Here is a 16,692-nt window from a genome sequence, read left to right as displayed (position 1 = left end):
TCAACCCCATCATCCCCAAACCGTCCCCGGCCTATCCAGATTCTCCGCCACGTGCCGTAACAACTCTCGTCGTTCGGCTATATGAACGAGCATTTCCAGACGTTGCCCGGTCTCATCCGGAGAAGACTGCAACAAAGCCCTCACCGTCTTCCGGATATCCTTCAATATCCGGTTTTCAGTATAAAAGAACAACAAGCGGACCAGATACATCTCCCGGTAATTGGATGCTTCAGGATAAAGAAGCCGGAACGCCTCCACATCCTGCCGGACCATCCCGTCATACTCCGCATGCAACCCGTCCGCCACCCCTCTCAGCACCATCTCCAGGTCAGCTTCCGGATACCCTTCCGCCAGATGGGACAAAATCGTCCGATAGTCCCCATGTTCAAACAACAGGTTATCCGAACGGAGAATCGTATGGATCACCTCCGTAAACAGGCAAAACTCCCCTTTGAAAAAATAATACGTATCCGCATACAAGAGGCAAGCCGACAACAACAACTCTTCCGAATAATGCGGCCTTGTCCGGCAACGGTCGATCAAGGCGACGAACACCTCTCTCCCATGCCGCCGGAACAACGAATCCGGGTCTTCTCCTTCCGGTAAATAAAGAACCTGTATCTCCGGAAAAACCGCCTCCTGCGACAGCGCGATTTTCCGTGCCGCATCACGCCCCGGCTTATCCCCGTCCAATAACAGACACAGATGGCCGGTGTACCGTTTCAGCAATTCCACCTGCCCGCCAGTCAGAGCCGTCCCGCATAAAGCGACCGTATTCGTCAAACCCGCCGCATGCATGGCTATCGCATCCTTATATCCCTCGACCACAAAAACAAAACCTTCACGCACAATCGCCTCCTTCGCCCGGTTCAAAGCATACAAATGATCGCTTTTTTTATACCCACCGGCTGTTGAAGTATTGATATATTTCGGTTCATCCGGATTACCATCCGCCAACCGGCGGGCAGCAAAAGCAATTAACTGCCCGGCTTCGTCACGGATCGGAAAAATGACACGGTTACGCATCGCATACCACTCCTTCGGTACATTTACAGGAGATTGCCCGACTTCAAAATCCAGGTAAGCAGGCGTCAATTCAGAGTTACCGCAAGCATAAGGCAAAAGGGAGGAAAAAAATTTACAGTTTTTTTCAATTGAAAATTTCTTCTCATTGGTATTCACAGGAACAGACTCCGCCTTTTTCTTATTAATTTTCAATTTCCCATTTTCCATTTTCAATTTCCCCACCGCCTCCATAAAACTGCAATGTTCCATCTTCTGCACAAAAGCAATCGCATCCCCATGTTCCCCGCAGGCAAAGCAATGAAAAGTTTGCTTCTCTGGATTCACTATAAGTGATGGATGATGATCTTCGTGAAACGGACAAAGCCCCATATAGTTACTCCCCTTCCGTTCCAGCGACACATACCCCTCGACTACCTCCTTGATGCAGACAGACGACTTCATTTGTTCGATCTCTCTTTTCGTCATGGCTTCTTCCGGTTTGAATAGTTGGAAATAAGCGTATAACTCTCATTGAAACGATAACGAGCCACCCCGACAGAACCGTTACGTACTTTTTTAATCCAGAGTTCACCGACATCCACCAGGCTTTCGCCCGTCACCGGATCATTTTCCACCCCGTTCTTCAGGGGAATATAAACAAAATAGACACAATCGGCGACCTGTTCGATCACCCCCGAGTCACGTAAGTCATGCAGCTCCGGCAAATGAAGTTTGCCATCCCGATTCACGCTGTTACGGTTCATCTGCGAAAGAAGCAGCACAGGGATATTCTCTTCCTGCGCCAATTGCTTCAATGCTTCTACAATCCGTCCGATCGCCTGGTCCACTGTCTCGTTTTTGGAACGTTCCTTTTGTATCAGATGAAGATAATCGATAACCACCAGGTCGCATTTCTTCTTACGCCGTTGCAGTTTCACCTGGGCACGGATATTGGCGACACTGTTTCCCGACGTATGGTCAAAATACAACGGCAGCTTCTTAAAATCTTCCGCCAACCGCTCCATCCTTCCCAGGTCCGCCTGGTTCGCTCCGGAGATACGCAAACGGTTCGCATCTATCCCTGCATAACCGGCAAACAGGCGGTTCAGGGTTTGCAATGCCGTCATCTCCAAACTGAAGAAACAGACATGTTTCCCCGCCATCGCCACATTCATCGCAATATGCATGGCTACAGCCGTCTTACCGTCACCGGGACGTCCGGCTTCCACAGTCAGTTCGCCATTATAGAGTCCGCCGGTCACATAATCGAAAGCCTCGATCCCCGTCAGGATACGCATGCTGTCGGTACCGGTTTCCAGACGTTCGCGGTGCATCTGCAACACCTCCTGCGCCACCGCTCCGATCTGTCGAAGCGGTTTACCGACCGTACAAGTCTCACGCAGCGACAACAACTTCTGTTCCGCCTCTCCGATCAGGTCGGCATAGGAAGTCCCGAAGTCATCCGCCTTCCCCTTCAATCCGCCGAACAACCCCGAAAGTATCCGGAGCATATAACGGCGTTTCACCTCTTCTGCATATTGTTTCAGGTTAGCGGTATGCCGAAGTTGTATCATCCAGTCGTTCAGGACCGCTACCCCGTTAATATCTTTCCAATGTTTTTCATCCAACCGGTGCATCTCCGTATCCACCGTCACAAGGTCCGCCCTCTTCCCTTTTTCATACAGCGAACAAGCCGCACTGTAGACAAACGCCAGGTCCGGATGACTGAACATCTCCGGTTTCAATACCGGATAAACTTCTATGATGGCCGACTCTACCGATAAAACGGAACTGATAACCGCCGCTTCTGCTTTTTCAAATGCTTTCATATCCGTCCGTTTTAACAAGTTGAAACATCATCATCCATTTGTCTCCCTCCGAATTGCTTTTTGGCAGCTTTCAATTGATCGGCAAGGGTATTCTCCTCGACTTTCGGTTTTTCGGGAGCTGCCGTAAAGTTCACATAACCATTCACCCGGATACGGGTTCCACCGGGAATACGGTTCATAGTAATCAATTTCTTATCCGCCATCTGGCGAAGCAAGCGATTGACCGTCGATACATTGATCCCGCTCAAACGAGCCAGTTGGGCCTGGGTACCGACAAACTCGCCTTTGCGGCAACTTACCATTCGGTCGTTCAACCGAACATGCCCATCTGCATAAAAACAGCCGGCAAATAAAAGCAGATGTAACCATCCCCCTTGCCGGACCGGCAGATTTTCACTAAACAACTGATCCAGGATAAAGCGGGGAACAGTCAGGAATGCACTTCCAAAAATACTGGACGCATTCTTCTCATTTTCAGCACAATAATCTTTCATACCCTATACAAATTAAGTTTGAAATTAATATCAAGATGAAAATGAATTTGCTTCGTGTCTATACCTCTCTGATATTGAGCCTATTAATAGAAGACTTTTCAAGTCGCCCGGGAATGTCCTGAAATTCCTCTTTTAATATAGAATATAAATATTTATAACTAAATAAGGGCCTACGGCCATTTTTTTCAGATTTCAAAGATTAACAACATCCGGTATCATTCACTTTCACCCTACAAAGGTAGAGGGTATGCACCGGACGGCAATTACTAAAATCGCAGCAAAAACAAGCACAGAAAAACCTGTTATACAGCGTATTAATCAATTATTATTTCTTATTTTTGTTATTAATCTTATTTATTTCATTCAAAAAATGTTTGATACAATCCGAATAATCGGAGTCATGTACTTTCATTTCGGTACAAAAAGAACCGACCGTTCCCTCCAGACGAAAACAGAGATAAAAGTGCTCAGCCAGGAAGTCGAAAGACACATCATTGAAATAATATACCTTCATTTGCCCCAGCAGGTCACTCAAAAATTTCCGGTCGTTCACCGGTACTCTCTCCTTCCACGGGTCTACCAGGTCAAAACCACACCAAGTCAATATTTCCGGTCGGAATTTGTCAAAAAACTTATTTGCCAAATCAGTCCAACCCTTTTTTTGGTGACACTCATCACTCCCCAACAGCCAGGCCAGTTTCATTATTTCGGTCCGTCGGTCCGGGCACTCTCCAATATAGGCTTCCAATTTATCCAAAGCCAAATTTTTTCCTACAATTCCACCAATTTTTTTTTATAGCGTTTTAATTCTTCTGTCAGCATAACTTTTAAGTTGATGCTGTACAACAGATGTTTCCTGTCAACAGTAAGAATCTCCTTTCCCTCTAAAAAAACATATATCTTTTGCATTCAAAAGTCCCTTATTTTATCTTCAAAACATATATCTTTCATCTCCGAAATAAGGGACTTTCAAATTTTCAATTTTCAAGGTTCTCCCAGGAAATCGACAATCACCCCGACCTGTTTCGGAGTCAGTTTTCGTTGCCGTTCACAGAACCCGGCTGCCCTCAAATCCCTGGTCAATTTTTCGTTTCTTACCACCCAGCGATGCAACAAACGTGATGCTGAGTTCGGATGCAAATCCGGGTTGTAACAGAGTGCCAATTCCGTCCATCCGTAACTGCGGATTTTGAATTTTCCTTCGTCCATTTTCTTATGATTTAGTCTTACTAAGATAAGAAATTAAATCCACATAAAGAAATGAAATTCAAAGTTTATGCGCATTATTTATACGGACTTATTAAACCCTTCGCCGCCGATGATGACATTTCATGTCACAGCCGTTTTTCCAGCACCTTATCTTTGTCATGTTATCGATAACCAACCAGTTAACTGTCAATAGCTTTCGGAGCATTTCCATAGGCATATTGGCACATTGTCAAATTAAAAAATTATTCCCCATGGCTTTAAGTTTTCATTTAGTAAAACGTCCCGACATGCGCAAAGACGCTGCCGAAGGTTCCAAATTATTTTATGCACAGGTCCGTTCATTGAAGAAACTCGATTTCAACAAGCTCTGTGATCTGATCGCTGTTCGAAGCACCGCTTTTATCGGTGATGTGATGCTTGTCATCGAAGGTCTCCTTTCCGTCATGGAAGAACGCCTGGAAGAAGGCGATGTGATCCAGATGGGCCGCCTGGGTAACTTCCGTATGGTTGCCGGCAGCAAGGGTACTGAAAACGAAAAGGACTTCAATGTCTCCCTCTTCAACAAGGCTCGTATCGTCTTCTCACCGGGCACCATGCTCAATGAGATCCGCAAGAATGCCAAATATGAAAAGATGGATACCGAAACCGTCACTCCGCCTACAGGAGGTGGTTCGGACCGTCCGGAAATCGAGTAGTAACGTATCAATTATCCGTTATGTTAAAACAGGAATTTATCAAACAATATCTTTTCCCCGCTCAAAAGGCGGGGGAATGTTTCGGAATCAATCCGGTTGTCATCCTCGCCCAATCGGCCATCGAAACCGGCTGGGGAGAAAGTACGCTGGCAAAGGAGCATAACAATTTCTTCGGTATCACCGCTTACGGACGTCCTAACGTCTTTTGGAAAGGGACAAAGACCGATCTTTCTGAAAACGGCGGCCATACTTCCTTATGGTTCCGCACTTACGAATCAGCGAAAGACAGTTTTATGGATTTCGCCCGTCTGATCCACACTGCTTATCCGGTGGCCGCCTCGCTCAGTGCCCATCCTTCGGCCTATGCCAAAGAGATCGCTTACAGCAAATACATCAGCGAAGTGAATGGTGACAACCGTGTTGCTTATCAAAGGATGTTGGTGTCGATTTGCCGGACGATCGAAAGATATACTGTTTGCTGAGTTCACCTTTTATCAGATTTGAACTATCCTGTCCCCGTGCTTGACACGGGCCGCAAGAGAACTGGCGGTATCAAAAGATATTATAGGATACGGTCTGTGCCTTTGCGATCCCGTGTCAAGCACGGGAACGGGATAGCTCAATTATTTCTAAATATTAATATATTAATATTTACAAAATGAAAACTCTTGAAACCATTCTCAACTTTCTCACCAGCCTTGTCCGGATCATCTTTTCCCGCAAGCAAAAGCCGGCAGCCGGTGACTGCCCTTGTCCCCATCCCTATCCTCGTCCTGTTCCTGATGGCGATCACCCTGCTGTCTCTCCTGATGGAGCAGACGGAAGTGACGCTGACGGCTATCGGAGCGATACTCTCGCTCTCCACCAGAGCGACTGGGGAACCAAACAACGTGTCGAACCCATAGACATTGCCGGTTACAGCCTGATGGCGGCGGGATTGATTGGGGGGCTGTACAAATTATTTACTGCATGAGTTACGAAGAAAATTACCAACACATGATCCGCCGCAACAAAGCGACCGGATATGCCATCTATGACTGTCTGTTGAAGGCTTACCGAAAACATGCTGAAAGTATGGATATCTCCGGGATTACCGACCGGGATATCTCCCGGATCAGTAAAAAGCTATTGGTGAGCAAACGCTGGATACGTCATATTTTATGTAAATATCATCTGTTTTTCGTTATCATCGACCAGTATTTTCCGGAAGAGGAATGGGAAGATGAAGAGACGGATGTTTGATCGTTTGAAGTCTGTTATCTTCTCTGATATGGAGGGGGTAACAGACTTTTCGTGTATAAAGTTATTCGTACAACCTCTTTACCTCATTACAAAATGAACAATTCTTTCGCAAGCCTTACCATCTCCATAAGGGTTTACTGCTTTACTCATTTTGTCATAATACCCTTTATCATCCAGCAAAGCGGAAACTTCCTGTACAATCTTATCGTAATCCGTTCCCACCAATTTAACTGTTCCCGCTTCCAGAGCTTCAGGACGCTCGGTTGTATCACGCATAACCAATACCGGTTTACCTAATCCCGGAGCCTCTTCTTGTATTCCACCGCTATCGGTAAGCACAAGGGCCGATTTCTCCATCAGGTAAACAAACGGCAGATATTCCAACGGTTCAATGAAAAACATATTCTGCAAATCCGAATTTCCGAAAACTTCATGAATCGGTTTGCGCACGTTCGGATTCAGATGCATCGGATAGACAAAATCCGTTTCCGGATACTTCTCCGCCAGTGTCTTGATAGCCTTACACATTTGAATGAAACCCTCCCCAAAATTCTCGCGGCGGTGTCCGGTAATAAGAACAAGGCGACGATCCCTGATTTCATATCCGGCAGTTTTTAATTCTTCCGTCAATGCCTTTTGTAACGCTTCATTTCCTTTAATTTTATCGACTACCAGATATAAAGCATCGATCACCGTGTTTCCGGTTACAAGGATAGACTTCTGCTTCACACCTTCATCCAACAAATTCTGACAGCTCAACTGTGTCGGAGAAAAATGATACGTAGCAATCCTCCCCGTTATCAAACGGTTCATCTCCTCCGGCCAGGGACTATATATGTTATGTGTCCTAAGCCCCGCTTCAACATGCCCCACCGGTATCTGCTGATAGAAAGCAGCCAAAGCAGAAACCATCGAAGTTGTCGTATCGCCATGTACCAGTACGAGATCCGGTTGTACATCTTTGAGCACATTCCGCATGCCAGTAAGGACACGGGCAGTCACATCATATAAATCCTGTCCTTGCTTCATGATATTCAAATCATAATCCGGATGAATTTCAAAAAGATGAAGCACCTGATCCAACATTTCGCGATGTTGGCCAGTCACACAAACCACTGTTTTAAACTGTTCGGGATACTTCTCAAACTCCTTCACCAAAGGAGCCATTTTTATTGCTTCGGGACGGGTCCCGAAGACGAGCATTATTGTTTTCATGTTCACTAATTATATCTTTCCAATCCAGACAAGAAACAGAAAGCGGACTAAGTGTATCTGCCGCTTGATACGGGACGGTTGGTTTATCAATCTATAAGCAAATTCGAGATTATGTTCTACCCACCATTTAGGAGCACGTTTCACTCTTCCTGTATACACATCGAAACTACCTCCCAATCCCTGATAGATAGCCGGATGTTTACTGAACATTTCCTCCATCAGCAATTCCTGCTTTGGTGAACCCATTGCGACAAAAACGACATCAGGTTTCTTCTCTGCCACATCCGCTATCAAAGACTGCCGTTCTTGATCAGTTTTGATGTATCCGTTCCGAAAATTAATAATACGAATGCCCGGATAATCATTATTCAATTTACTGACAGTTTCTTCTATTACTTCCTGTTTTCCGCCTACCAGATAAAATGTTTTTTGTTTATAGGTAGCTTCAATAATTTTCAGCCACAGTTCGCAACCGGGTATTTTGATTACATCATCATATCCATGGCGTCTCAATGCCAACATCGGCCCTGCCCCATCACAGTATCCGATATTTCGATTAATAATAGCACGCATCTGATCAGTCGCATGGAGGATCTTTTCTGCATTGATAGCAACAAGGAGACCTTTAGTTTGGTCGACATAATCCAATAGCTTTTGAGCGGAAGTAAATGGATGAATATTTACTCCGTTAAGGGTAACGATAGTGTTTTGCATAAGAATTTACAATTATTTTAAATACATTTCACCCAGTTTATTCGCTCCGCAAATACAAGATGGGGGGGTGTTGTGATGTTGCTCTGTAGAATATAATGGCTTTATAATTAAGAAATGCATCCTAAACGCATTAACGGATAAAAATCTTCACGTATATTAGTCAATATATCAGGAGTAAATGTCATTTCACCAAATACAGGATGATTATCTATCTCATAAAAATCAACTCTAACAAATTCAAAATCTGCGCATAAAGACGTAACACAAGCCTTCATTATCTCAAAAGATATAGGTTTATTAACAACATGATCTATTGGAAAATTAACTTCACTATTTAAAGGATTCCAATTCATATCATATAACATGTTAGGAGTAATATGTCCGTTCAATTTTCGGCCTTCATAATAAAGGATGTATAAAGGTTTTCCTTTATAACAAAAAAATTTATAATCAAAGGGGAGAATGTCTTTATCTTTCGATTGCTCCAAATAATTCTCAGCAAGGATCAAAGGCTTAATTTTAGAATAATGAATTTGTCCGGTTAATGCCCCATACGGAAAACGAAGCCAATAATCCAATTTTGATTTGACTTTTTCTATATCAATACTATTTTTTCCTCTAACAATTATATTACTGGCACATCCATTATTTGTCTTTAGAACGAAAGAATCAGGAAGAAGATCAAAATCTATTTCATCTGCAGAAGCCCAACACCCATACATTTCAGTCAAATACTGACTACCTATTTTATCTCTTACAAACTCACGAACTTTTACTTTATCTGCTAAATTAGCCAACAAAGTAATATCCGTATTTTTTTTAAACAATAAACCTAATGAATATTCTTGTGTATTTCTAGGATTATTCCAACGAATAAGTTTTCTTGTCCAACGATAATATCGAAATGTTAAAACAAACTTTGGAAACAAATATCCTAAAAAGCTAAAAGGAATTATACAAAATAATTTAAATCTATCTACAAACAACATTCTCCATTACTTTTAAAATGAAACAATTAGAATAATAACACACAAAAATATTATGTTAAACCAATTTGTAATTCGAGGAAATTTCTACAGGAAACACTCTACATCTCTGATTAAAGAGTCTTCAGGTAGGCTACTTTTTAATAGCATTTTCACTCTCACAAGCATTTTGGATATATTTTGCGTAAATATTTTGCAATTGATGCTCTATTTGTGAGGGTGTAAATTGTCTGGCTATCGCTCTTCCATGTTCTCCCATCTGTAAAATGCAGTGGCGATCATTCACAAACGAGAGAATTGCTTCGTATATTTCGTCTACATTACCAGGAGTTACTGCTACTCCGCTTTTCTTATCTTCAAAGAAATCAGGAATACCTCCGATTAATGTCGTAATGACAGGTAACCCATAGGACAGCGCTTCCAAAATAGCTATACCGGACGACTCAAAGTGTGAAGGATGAATAAAAACATCCGACGAACAGAACAATTTTTCTTTTTGTTCTCCATTCACCCATCCATGCTGCACTATCATGGACGATAGGTTATAGTTGGTTATCATCTTTTGAAATCGTTTTTCATCACCAACACCACCAATATGCAGTTCTATTTTGTCTTGTAATAGTTCTTTATATTTATGCAAACATTCCAATACATCATATATACCTTTTATTTCGCTGATCCGCCCCATAAAAACCAAACGTAATTTATCGTGATGCTGTTCCATGCGATATAGTGCGGGTATTTCCACACAATTGGGCAAACAATATATATGTTTATTCAGCTCATATTGACGCAACATCTTTACAAAAGTAGATGACACCGTTATCAAGGCATCAGCCGATCTACAGATCGATGATACATAGCCAGGATGAGCGCTATAAAACTCATTGAACAAACCACCATGAATATGCAATAGCACTCTCTTATTAAACATTTTACCAATATACATCAATACAGAATTGCGATAAAAGTCTGTATAATTAGCAGTGTGGATATGTAAAACGTTTATCTGTTTAAACACACAGTAATAGAATGTTTTCAGGACAGCGTTCACAAACAAAAGTACTTTACCAATTTTCGATGTTTCCTTATAAGTAACAACTAAATGGAACGGTGTATACATCGGAGCCAAAAAAGCTATCACCGAAGCCATACCACCCTTTGCTTTCGGGTCGGGACCAATGGTTAAAATCCTGTCACTTTGTTGTATCATATTTATAGAGAGCTAAAAATTTATCTATTCCAAACAAACTCATACCTTACACAATCACTGTGATGGCCTTTATCAACTATTATTTGTATGGAAAGATGACAAGCCAATAATAGAATTATCACCCAGCCCATCATGTATGAATGGATATAAAACAAATAATACATCAGATAAGCCAACATAATTACCCGGTAAATAACGAAGTAATCTACAAATCTGGAAAAAGCCAAACTATTCATAAACAATGGTTGTATAAATATTAAAACCAGGAACAATGCATGAACAAAATAATAGATCTTAGATGAATAAAACTGGCGCATTCTATTTGAATAGAAAATAATTAGGATATCAAATAGCAAAAATATGATCCTTCTTGCTCCGAAATTCACTGTTCGGGAACCTACCCGCATCAATACTTCAGAGTTGTATCTATCGTCGTACTCTACAAATACCAAGAGTTTATCCAAATAATCAGACAGATTCTCCCATACTGAAAATTGTGATAAAATCAAAGCTACAAACAATATTAAATATTGCCATTTCCTTTTAATAAAAAACTTTTCTAAATCAATCCACATCAAGGGAACAAGCACAAATAAAAAAACTGCACTACGATGAAAAAACGTCAACAAAAATATAGAAATAAGAGTAGGAACGACCTTTTTCTCCAATAAGAAGAAAGAACAAATACATAAAAAAACAGACAATACAAGCTGTTGTCTTAGACCATTGCACCAAGAAAAGAAAATTCCACCGCATATAAGCCCTATACAAAAGAATGGAATCACAAATTTTTCTCTTCTAAAAATCGTCAGAGTGCAGCACAATTGTATTAATCCCACTATTGCAAAAAACACCGTTGAAGATAATCCGAATTTTGAAAGTAACTTCATAAATCCAACAAAACCTATCTCCATATCATCCCTTATAAAGGTATCAGTCAAAGATAGAGTATTATAAATTTGCCAATAGGATAATTGATCAATACCAACATCCCATCTTACCCCGGTAAAGAAGATAAAAATGAAAATGCCAATCGCAACATGAAACCAATACATCATATTTGTTCGTGCTTTCAATAATCTACCATTATAGCAGTTTACAGGAACTCTGAAAAGCATAAACATCGAAAAAATCATAAAAGGATATACCAAAAAGCTTGTAATCATATTTTCTACTTCATTTTATGATAAATCGTTCGAATCCACCAATAGCATTTAAAGGCGCTAACTGTCAGCATAGGGTACTTTACAAAAGATTGAAACAACAAGTATTCATGCGAATAACCTTCAGAATAGCGTATTAAATCGTTTATTGCTACATGGAAATCAGGTTTACTCTTATCGCAATAAATACAATAGGCTAGGATAAATCCCTTTACAAATAGACGAAACACAAAGGGAGTTGCAGTGGCTAAAGGTAACCCCTTCAATGAATGTAATACCACTAAATCGTCTAAACATCGTGTATAACTCCTTTCGGAATGCACAGCAGAGCTAGAGTTCAGACAATAGCGATAAGCTTGATTATCTATCAGTAATACATTATTACTACAAGAGGACAGATACTTAATGATGAATTGCCTGTCTTCAGAATATTTAATGACATCACAAAATTTTAATCCTAAATTGTTTATCAAACTTCGCTTATAAAAATAAGAGACACTACACGAAGAGAAATATACCGGATTAAGCAGTTCACTGGGCTTGATTTGCTGTCTATGACGAAATATGGAGTAACGAACAAACTTTTTCGGCTTCTGTTCCAACTGTAACCCACAGTGAATCATATCCACATCGACAGACAGTATGCGGAAGACCTCCAAGAAGTCCGATTCCACCCAATCATCGCTGTCCACAAAGGCTATCCATTCACCCTGTGCATACTTCAAACCGAGATTGCGGGCACTCGATACGCCACCATTCTCCTTATGGAATACCCGTACACGAGTATCCTTTCTTGCGTATTCATCGCAGATTTCCCCACTACGATCTGGACTACCATCATCTATCAGTAATATCTCAAAATTAGTGAAGGTCTGCATCAACAGACTATCCACACAACGATATAAATAAGCTTCTGCCTTATAGACAGGAACTATGACTGACACTTTAGGTTTTTCAAGCATAATAACTAATCTATTTCAAATTTTCCCGTAAAAAAGCCAAAGAGATATCTTTCATCTCCTCTCTCTTTCTATTAACAACGATCCAATCGATAGGCTTCTCTAGCAAGGAAATATCCATATCATCAGTAACTAATCGATCTTCTAGTCCATACATACGTAACAAGGAATAAAAACGAGCCATTCCACGCCCCTGATTTGCTATCACCAAGAATGGTTTATTAAAAATTATACTGAACACTGCGCCATGAAAACTATCACACACAACAAAACTGGCATCCATAAATCCCCTCAGCCATTTGGTCACCGGAGGGAACACACATTGGTTGATATTTTTCATCGTCTCTCCATTCAAAGGTTGAATCGGCATTACTGTGAAAGGTGATAAATGTAAATATTCCGCCACCTCATTTACTATCCGATTCTTCGTTTCACTCTTATCCAATATGTAACAAAGCATATTTCCATCACATGAAGATTCATCCTCCTGTTCCACTAAAAGCTCGTAATCTTCTTTGTCAAGAAGCATGGTCGGATCAAGTACAGGGATAGCCTTCACACCTAAGTATTTTGAACATAGCGTTACACCAGACTCCTCGCGTACCGACACTGCTTGAAAAGCTTGGACTAATTGCCTGCAACAATCTGTTTCACGGGATGAATACTCCCACGTATCCACACCAAAAGAAGCCGCATATGCTATTCTCCGCACATCCATCCCTCGGGTAAAATCAAGAAATGAATGGTATATATCTACGTTATACTTAGGCCGCCACACTTGATCACTGCCCACCACAAATGCCTTTATATGATTTTCTCGCACATAACGGGCAGTCTTATCAGCATCAATCATCTTCGTAGAATGTACCAGATATTTGTCTATAAAATAATCGGTATACCTTGCTATGTGTTTTATTTGACTCGGTTTTGCCACAAACGGATAACGCCGTCCCTTTCCTTTTCCAATAAATTTCAGTAAAAAAGTCTTTGCAGCAGAGGCTAACAACTGAAACAATCCGATCTGGCAATTCGGTTGGTCCAAGGTAACAACCTCATGCCCTATACGGCGTAATACGGTTTGTAACGCATAATTTTGCAGTAATCCTCCATAATTGAAACCTAATGGTTGTGTAATAATACCAATCTTCATGATCTTTTTTTCAATTTACCCTTCAATCTATCAAGAAGTCCCAACCTTAGCAAAATCGCAGACAATAACCTATGGCAACGTTGGTAAAAGGAAATACTTGTCAAACTTGCCACTCGCATTTCTATTGTATTCATCCGGCTTCCGTAAAACATATTCCGATATCGATTAAGGTTCACGGAATGAATCAAGGCAGAATTTGCAGCTACCACATCATCAAAAGCAACCTCATAGTTAATAGTTGTAATTTCTCCCCAGATTTCTTTTCCTTTTTCCGTACTCACCATCACCGCGCTCACGCCTTTATCGTCATCTATCTCAGGCATCACATTTTGTATTCCCCAAAAATCCCCAATTGTAATATCACTTCCACTCTTCAAACTCTTCGCTGGACAAATATGACAACTCGGACGTAAATACAAATTCGCCAGAAAGCCTCGCAGGAAAATATTCTTGTTTAAAGGTTCCGAAAGCAAAACTAATTTATTATCTCCGTACCCATCGGATAGAGAGAGAGTGAGAACAAAACTAAATCTTTTCCAACCTAGGCATTTGTTTCTAAACGAAATGCTCTCAATACGAGCTTCTCTGCCATTAAAAACAGGATGAGACAAAACTATATTTTTTCCATCGCACTGACGTGCAATTTCCTCCTTCAGATATTCTCGCCATACCCCCGGACTCGGAACGCCATGACAAATGAAATCCACCGTCAAGAGATTATCATATTCTTTCCTGAGGAAACGTTTCAAACCCGCTATCTGACAAGGAGTTCCAGAGAATAGAACCTTACGACCTTTTTTCAAAAACTCCTCTACCTGTGAATAACATTTCCCCACCCTACTTTGTACATATTTAGAACCCCGAAAAGCAGATAAACCTTCTATCGTTTCTGTATAATCATGGACAACATCCCACTCTTCATTGAATCTGGCACCAAAAACAACACCCCCCTTAGCTATTATTTCTTCTGCTAACAACGTAAAAATTCCCCCGGAAGAACTAGCCATACGAATCTCTTCATTCAAATTCTTTGCGGCATAAACCATATCCGGTATTCTCGGTTCCCCCTGATTAATTACAGGACAAACCTTTTCACATAAACTGCAATCAATACAAAGTGAAGAGTCCACTTTGGGATAAAGGAAACCTTCATCATCCTCTACCATTGTAATACAATGTTTTGGACAGCGTTGTACACAAGCCCAGCAACCACAGCACTTTTCCTTACTATCTATTTTAATCATAGACTATCTCTTTATCAATTTCAGGATCATACCACTAAACAACGAACGTTCTGAAGCATTCATAGAGCCAAACCAGGAAAGAGGAAGATAGAATAAAGAAAATAAAACAATACCACCGGCTAAACGAGTAATATTTGATATGTCAATATCCATTTTCCATATAAGCAAGAGAGAAAATAATGTTACAACAAAAGGAATGATTGACATTTTTCCAATCTCTTTCCAAAACTTTATAATATCTATATCTTGTTTTCTTTGATAATAAATATTCATCACCACAATTTGTCCTGCCGTAAGAGCTAAAGCCGTTGCAAAGGCACAACCTATACCTCCATAACTTTTTGCCATTGGAATGGATAGTCCCAAACTAGCAATAGCTATGATTACATATAAAGTAGATCTAAACTTCATTTCATTACGAGCCTGTAAAATCGTAATTCCAAGATTCTGAATTAAAGGGACAGTTAAGGGGATAAAAAATAACAGGGAAATCCAATAAGCATTTTCATATCCTTCTCCTGCCCAAAGTAGAATAAACTGACGACCAAATATTATAAAACCAGCTAATACAAAAGCTATTACAATAAACTGAATACGTCCTGTCCTGATGAATAAATCAGAAATTACTTTACGATCTTCATTTCGTGTCACCATCGCCATTACTTTAGGCAAAAACAAGCCGGAGATAGCTGTAGAAAACATAATATATAGATTACTCAATTGTATGGCTACTGCATAAACGGCAACCATTGCTGCCCCCCGGAAAATACCTAAAACAAATTGTCCTGTACTCCAATAAATCCGGTCTATTATAGCATTCAAAAATATCCAGAACGAATAAATGGAAACCTCTTTCAGGAAGTCCCATTTAAAATGGGTAAAGCGTAAATGAATATGTAATTTTCTTTTACAATAAATCCAATTAATGACTAAAGTGGCAACATTAAAAGAGGTTGTCACAACTACCATTGCCACAGCCTTGTAACCAAACAAAAGCAAAACAATCATCACAATTGGATTCAGGAGAATGCGAGCTATGTTTATTATTTTCTGAAATACAAAATTTTCATAGGCTGTGATAATAGCCCCCCAAATACTCATCGGAAATGTAAATGCCAGATTAAATGCCATCAACAACAACATCAACCGTATTTTGCCTATCTCATCCGTCGTCATATGGGTATCAAACAAACAATCTACATTACCCACTAAAAACAATCCTAAAATGAAGGCCAATGCACTAATAAACAGGTACAGCAAAAAAAACATACCGAACATTTCGTATTGCTCTTCTTGTTTACCTTCTGCTCGAAACTTGGCGGTATAACGCACTATTGCATTACCAAAACCCAAATCCAAAACAGTTAAATAAGCAATAACGGAAGCAGCCAATGAATACAACCCAAACTCCGATTGCCCCAGCATACGCAACATAAATGGAGTATAGAGCAATCCTATCAAAGTATTCAACCCTAAAACTACATAAGAAAGTAAAGCTCCGGCTTTAAGTTGGTCCATTCTCCTATTGAAAAGTCTATTTTATACCTAAGTTCGTTAACGAAATTTATTTGGGC

18 protein-coding genes are annotated in these 16,692 nt (G+C 40.6%); 4 read left to right on the top strand and 14 right to left on the bottom strand.

Annotated elements, in window-relative coordinates; all coding sequences use genetic code 11:
• Positions 1-9: 9 nt before the first annotated feature.
• The 5 genes from C825_RS11855 to C825_RS11835 form a co-directional block, all read right to left on the bottom strand.
• Positions 10-1,491, bottom strand: a complete 1,482-nt coding sequence (locus C825_RS11855; RefSeq protein ID WP_007658470.1) for a DNA primase — start codon at positions 1,489-1,491, stop codon at positions 10-12.
• Complete coding sequence (locus C825_RS11850; protein WP_007658471.1) at positions 1,488-2,834, bottom strand: replicative DNA helicase; 1,347 nt, start codon at positions 2,832-2,834, stop codon at positions 1,488-1,490. Before C825_RS11850 ends, C825_RS11855 begins: the two co-directional genes overlap by 4 nt.
• 11 nt (positions 2,835-2,845) lie before the next feature.
• Positions 2,846-3,328, bottom strand: a complete 483-nt coding sequence (locus C825_RS11845) for a helix-turn-helix domain-containing protein (protein WP_010802613.1) — start codon at positions 3,326-3,328, stop codon at positions 2,846-2,848.
• A gap of 325 nt (positions 3,329-3,653) precedes the next feature.
• Complete coding sequence (locus C825_RS11840) at positions 3,654-4,085, bottom strand: hypothetical protein (protein WP_007658474.1); 432 nt, start codon at positions 4,083-4,085, stop codon at positions 3,654-3,656.
• A gap of 227 nt (positions 4,086-4,312) precedes the next feature.
• Positions 4,313-4,537 (bottom strand): DUF4248 domain-containing protein, encoded by a 225-nt coding sequence (locus C825_RS11835; RefSeq protein ID WP_010802611.1) that lies wholly within the window; start codon positions 4,535-4,537, stop codon positions 4,313-4,315.
• 251 nt (positions 4,538-4,788) lie between these two features.
• Here C825_RS11835 and C825_RS11830 point away from each other — a divergent pair, with 251 nt between their 5' ends.
• The 4 genes from C825_RS11830 (at position 4,789) to C825_RS11815 (ending at position 6,474) form a co-directional block, all read left to right on the top strand.
• Positions 4,789-5,232: an HU family DNA-binding protein gene (locus C825_RS11830; protein WP_010802610.1), complete on the top strand. Its 444-nt coding sequence runs from the start codon at positions 4,789-4,791 to the stop codon at positions 5,230-5,232.
• Positions 5,233-5,252: 20 nt separating this feature from the next.
• On the top strand, positions 5,253-5,714 hold the full coding sequence (locus tag C825_RS11825) for a glucosaminidase domain-containing protein (RefSeq protein WP_010802609.1): 462 nt from the start codon (positions 5,253-5,255) through the stop codon (positions 5,712-5,714).
• Between the two features lie 176 nt (positions 5,715-5,890).
• Positions 5,891-6,205: a hypothetical protein gene (locus tag C825_RS11820; RefSeq protein ID WP_010802608.1), complete on the top strand. Its 315-nt coding sequence runs from the start codon at positions 5,891-5,893 to the stop codon at positions 6,203-6,205.
• Positions 6,202-6,474, top strand: coding sequence for a hypothetical protein (locus C825_RS11815; RefSeq protein ID WP_010802607.1), 273 nt, complete (start codon positions 6,202-6,204; stop codon positions 6,472-6,474). Before C825_RS11820 ends, C825_RS11815 begins: the two co-directional genes overlap by 4 nt.
• Before the next feature lie 78 nt (positions 6,475-6,552).
• Here the strand turns inward: C825_RS11815 and wecB are convergent, their stop codons facing one another.
• The 9 genes from wecB to C825_RS11770 all read right to left on the bottom strand — a co-directional run bounded on the left by wecB (position 6,553) and on the right by C825_RS11770 (position 16,636).
• Entirely contained in the window at positions 6,553-7,689 is a 1,137-nt protein-coding gene (gene wecB / locus C825_RS11810) for a non-hydrolyzing UDP-N-acetylglucosamine 2-epimerase (RefSeq protein WP_044214322.1), read from the bottom strand.
• A 9-nt stretch (positions 7,690-7,698) separates the two neighbouring features.
• Complete coding sequence (locus C825_RS11805) at positions 7,699-8,403, bottom strand: WecB/TagA/CpsF family glycosyltransferase (protein WP_010802605.1); 705 nt, start codon at positions 8,401-8,403, stop codon at positions 7,699-7,701.
• Between the two features lie 107 nt (positions 8,404-8,510).
• Positions 8,511-9,392, bottom strand: coding sequence for an ATP-grasp fold amidoligase family protein (locus C825_RS11800; RefSeq protein WP_010802604.1), 882 nt, complete (start codon positions 9,390-9,392; stop codon positions 8,511-8,513).
• Positions 9,393-9,522: 130 nt separating this feature from the next.
• Positions 9,523-10,602, bottom strand: coding sequence for a glycosyltransferase family 4 protein (locus C825_RS11795; RefSeq protein ID WP_010802603.1), 1,080 nt, complete (start codon positions 10,600-10,602; stop codon positions 9,523-9,525).
• Positions 10,603-10,622: 20 nt separating this feature from the next.
• The gene (locus C825_RS11790; protein ID WP_010802602.1) at positions 10,623-11,768 is read right to left on the bottom strand and encodes an EpsG family protein; all 1,146 of its coding nucleotides are present in this window, start codon (positions 11,766-11,768) and stop codon (positions 10,623-10,625) included.
• Positions 11,769-11,773: 5 nt separating this feature from the next.
• The gene (locus C825_RS11785) at positions 11,774-12,727 is read right to left on the bottom strand and encodes a glycosyltransferase family 2 protein (RefSeq protein ID WP_010802601.1); all 954 of its coding nucleotides are present in this window, start codon (positions 12,725-12,727) and stop codon (positions 11,774-11,776) included.
• Positions 12,728-12,737: 10 nt separating this feature from the next.
• Positions 12,738-13,874 carry a polysaccharide pyruvyl transferase family protein gene (locus tag C825_RS11780; RefSeq protein WP_010802600.1) on the bottom strand — a complete coding sequence of 379 codons (1,137 nt, stop codon included), beginning with the start codon at positions 13,872-13,874 and terminating at the stop codon, positions 12,738-12,740.
• The gene (locus C825_RS11775) at positions 13,871-15,118 is read right to left on the bottom strand and encodes a Coenzyme F420 hydrogenase/dehydrogenase, beta subunit C-terminal domain (RefSeq protein ID WP_010802599.1); all 1,248 of its coding nucleotides are present in this window, start codon (positions 15,116-15,118) and stop codon (positions 13,871-13,873) included. The genes C825_RS11780 and C825_RS11775 overlap by 4 nt, the downstream gene beginning before the upstream one ends.
• A 3-nt stretch (positions 15,119-15,121) precedes the next feature.
• Positions 15,122-16,636: an oligosaccharide flippase family protein gene (locus tag C825_RS11770; RefSeq protein WP_010802598.1), complete on the bottom strand. Its 1,515-nt coding sequence runs from the start codon at positions 16,634-16,636 to the stop codon at positions 15,122-15,124.
• Positions 16,637-16,692: the final 56 nt, after the last annotated feature.

The organism is Parabacteroides sp. ASF519, from assembly GCF_000364265.2.
Classification (GTDB): Bacteria; Bacteroidota; Bacteroidia; order Bacteroidales; family Tannerellaceae; genus Parabacteroides; species Parabacteroides goldsteinii.
This window is presented reverse-complemented; position numbering and strand designations above follow the sequence as displayed.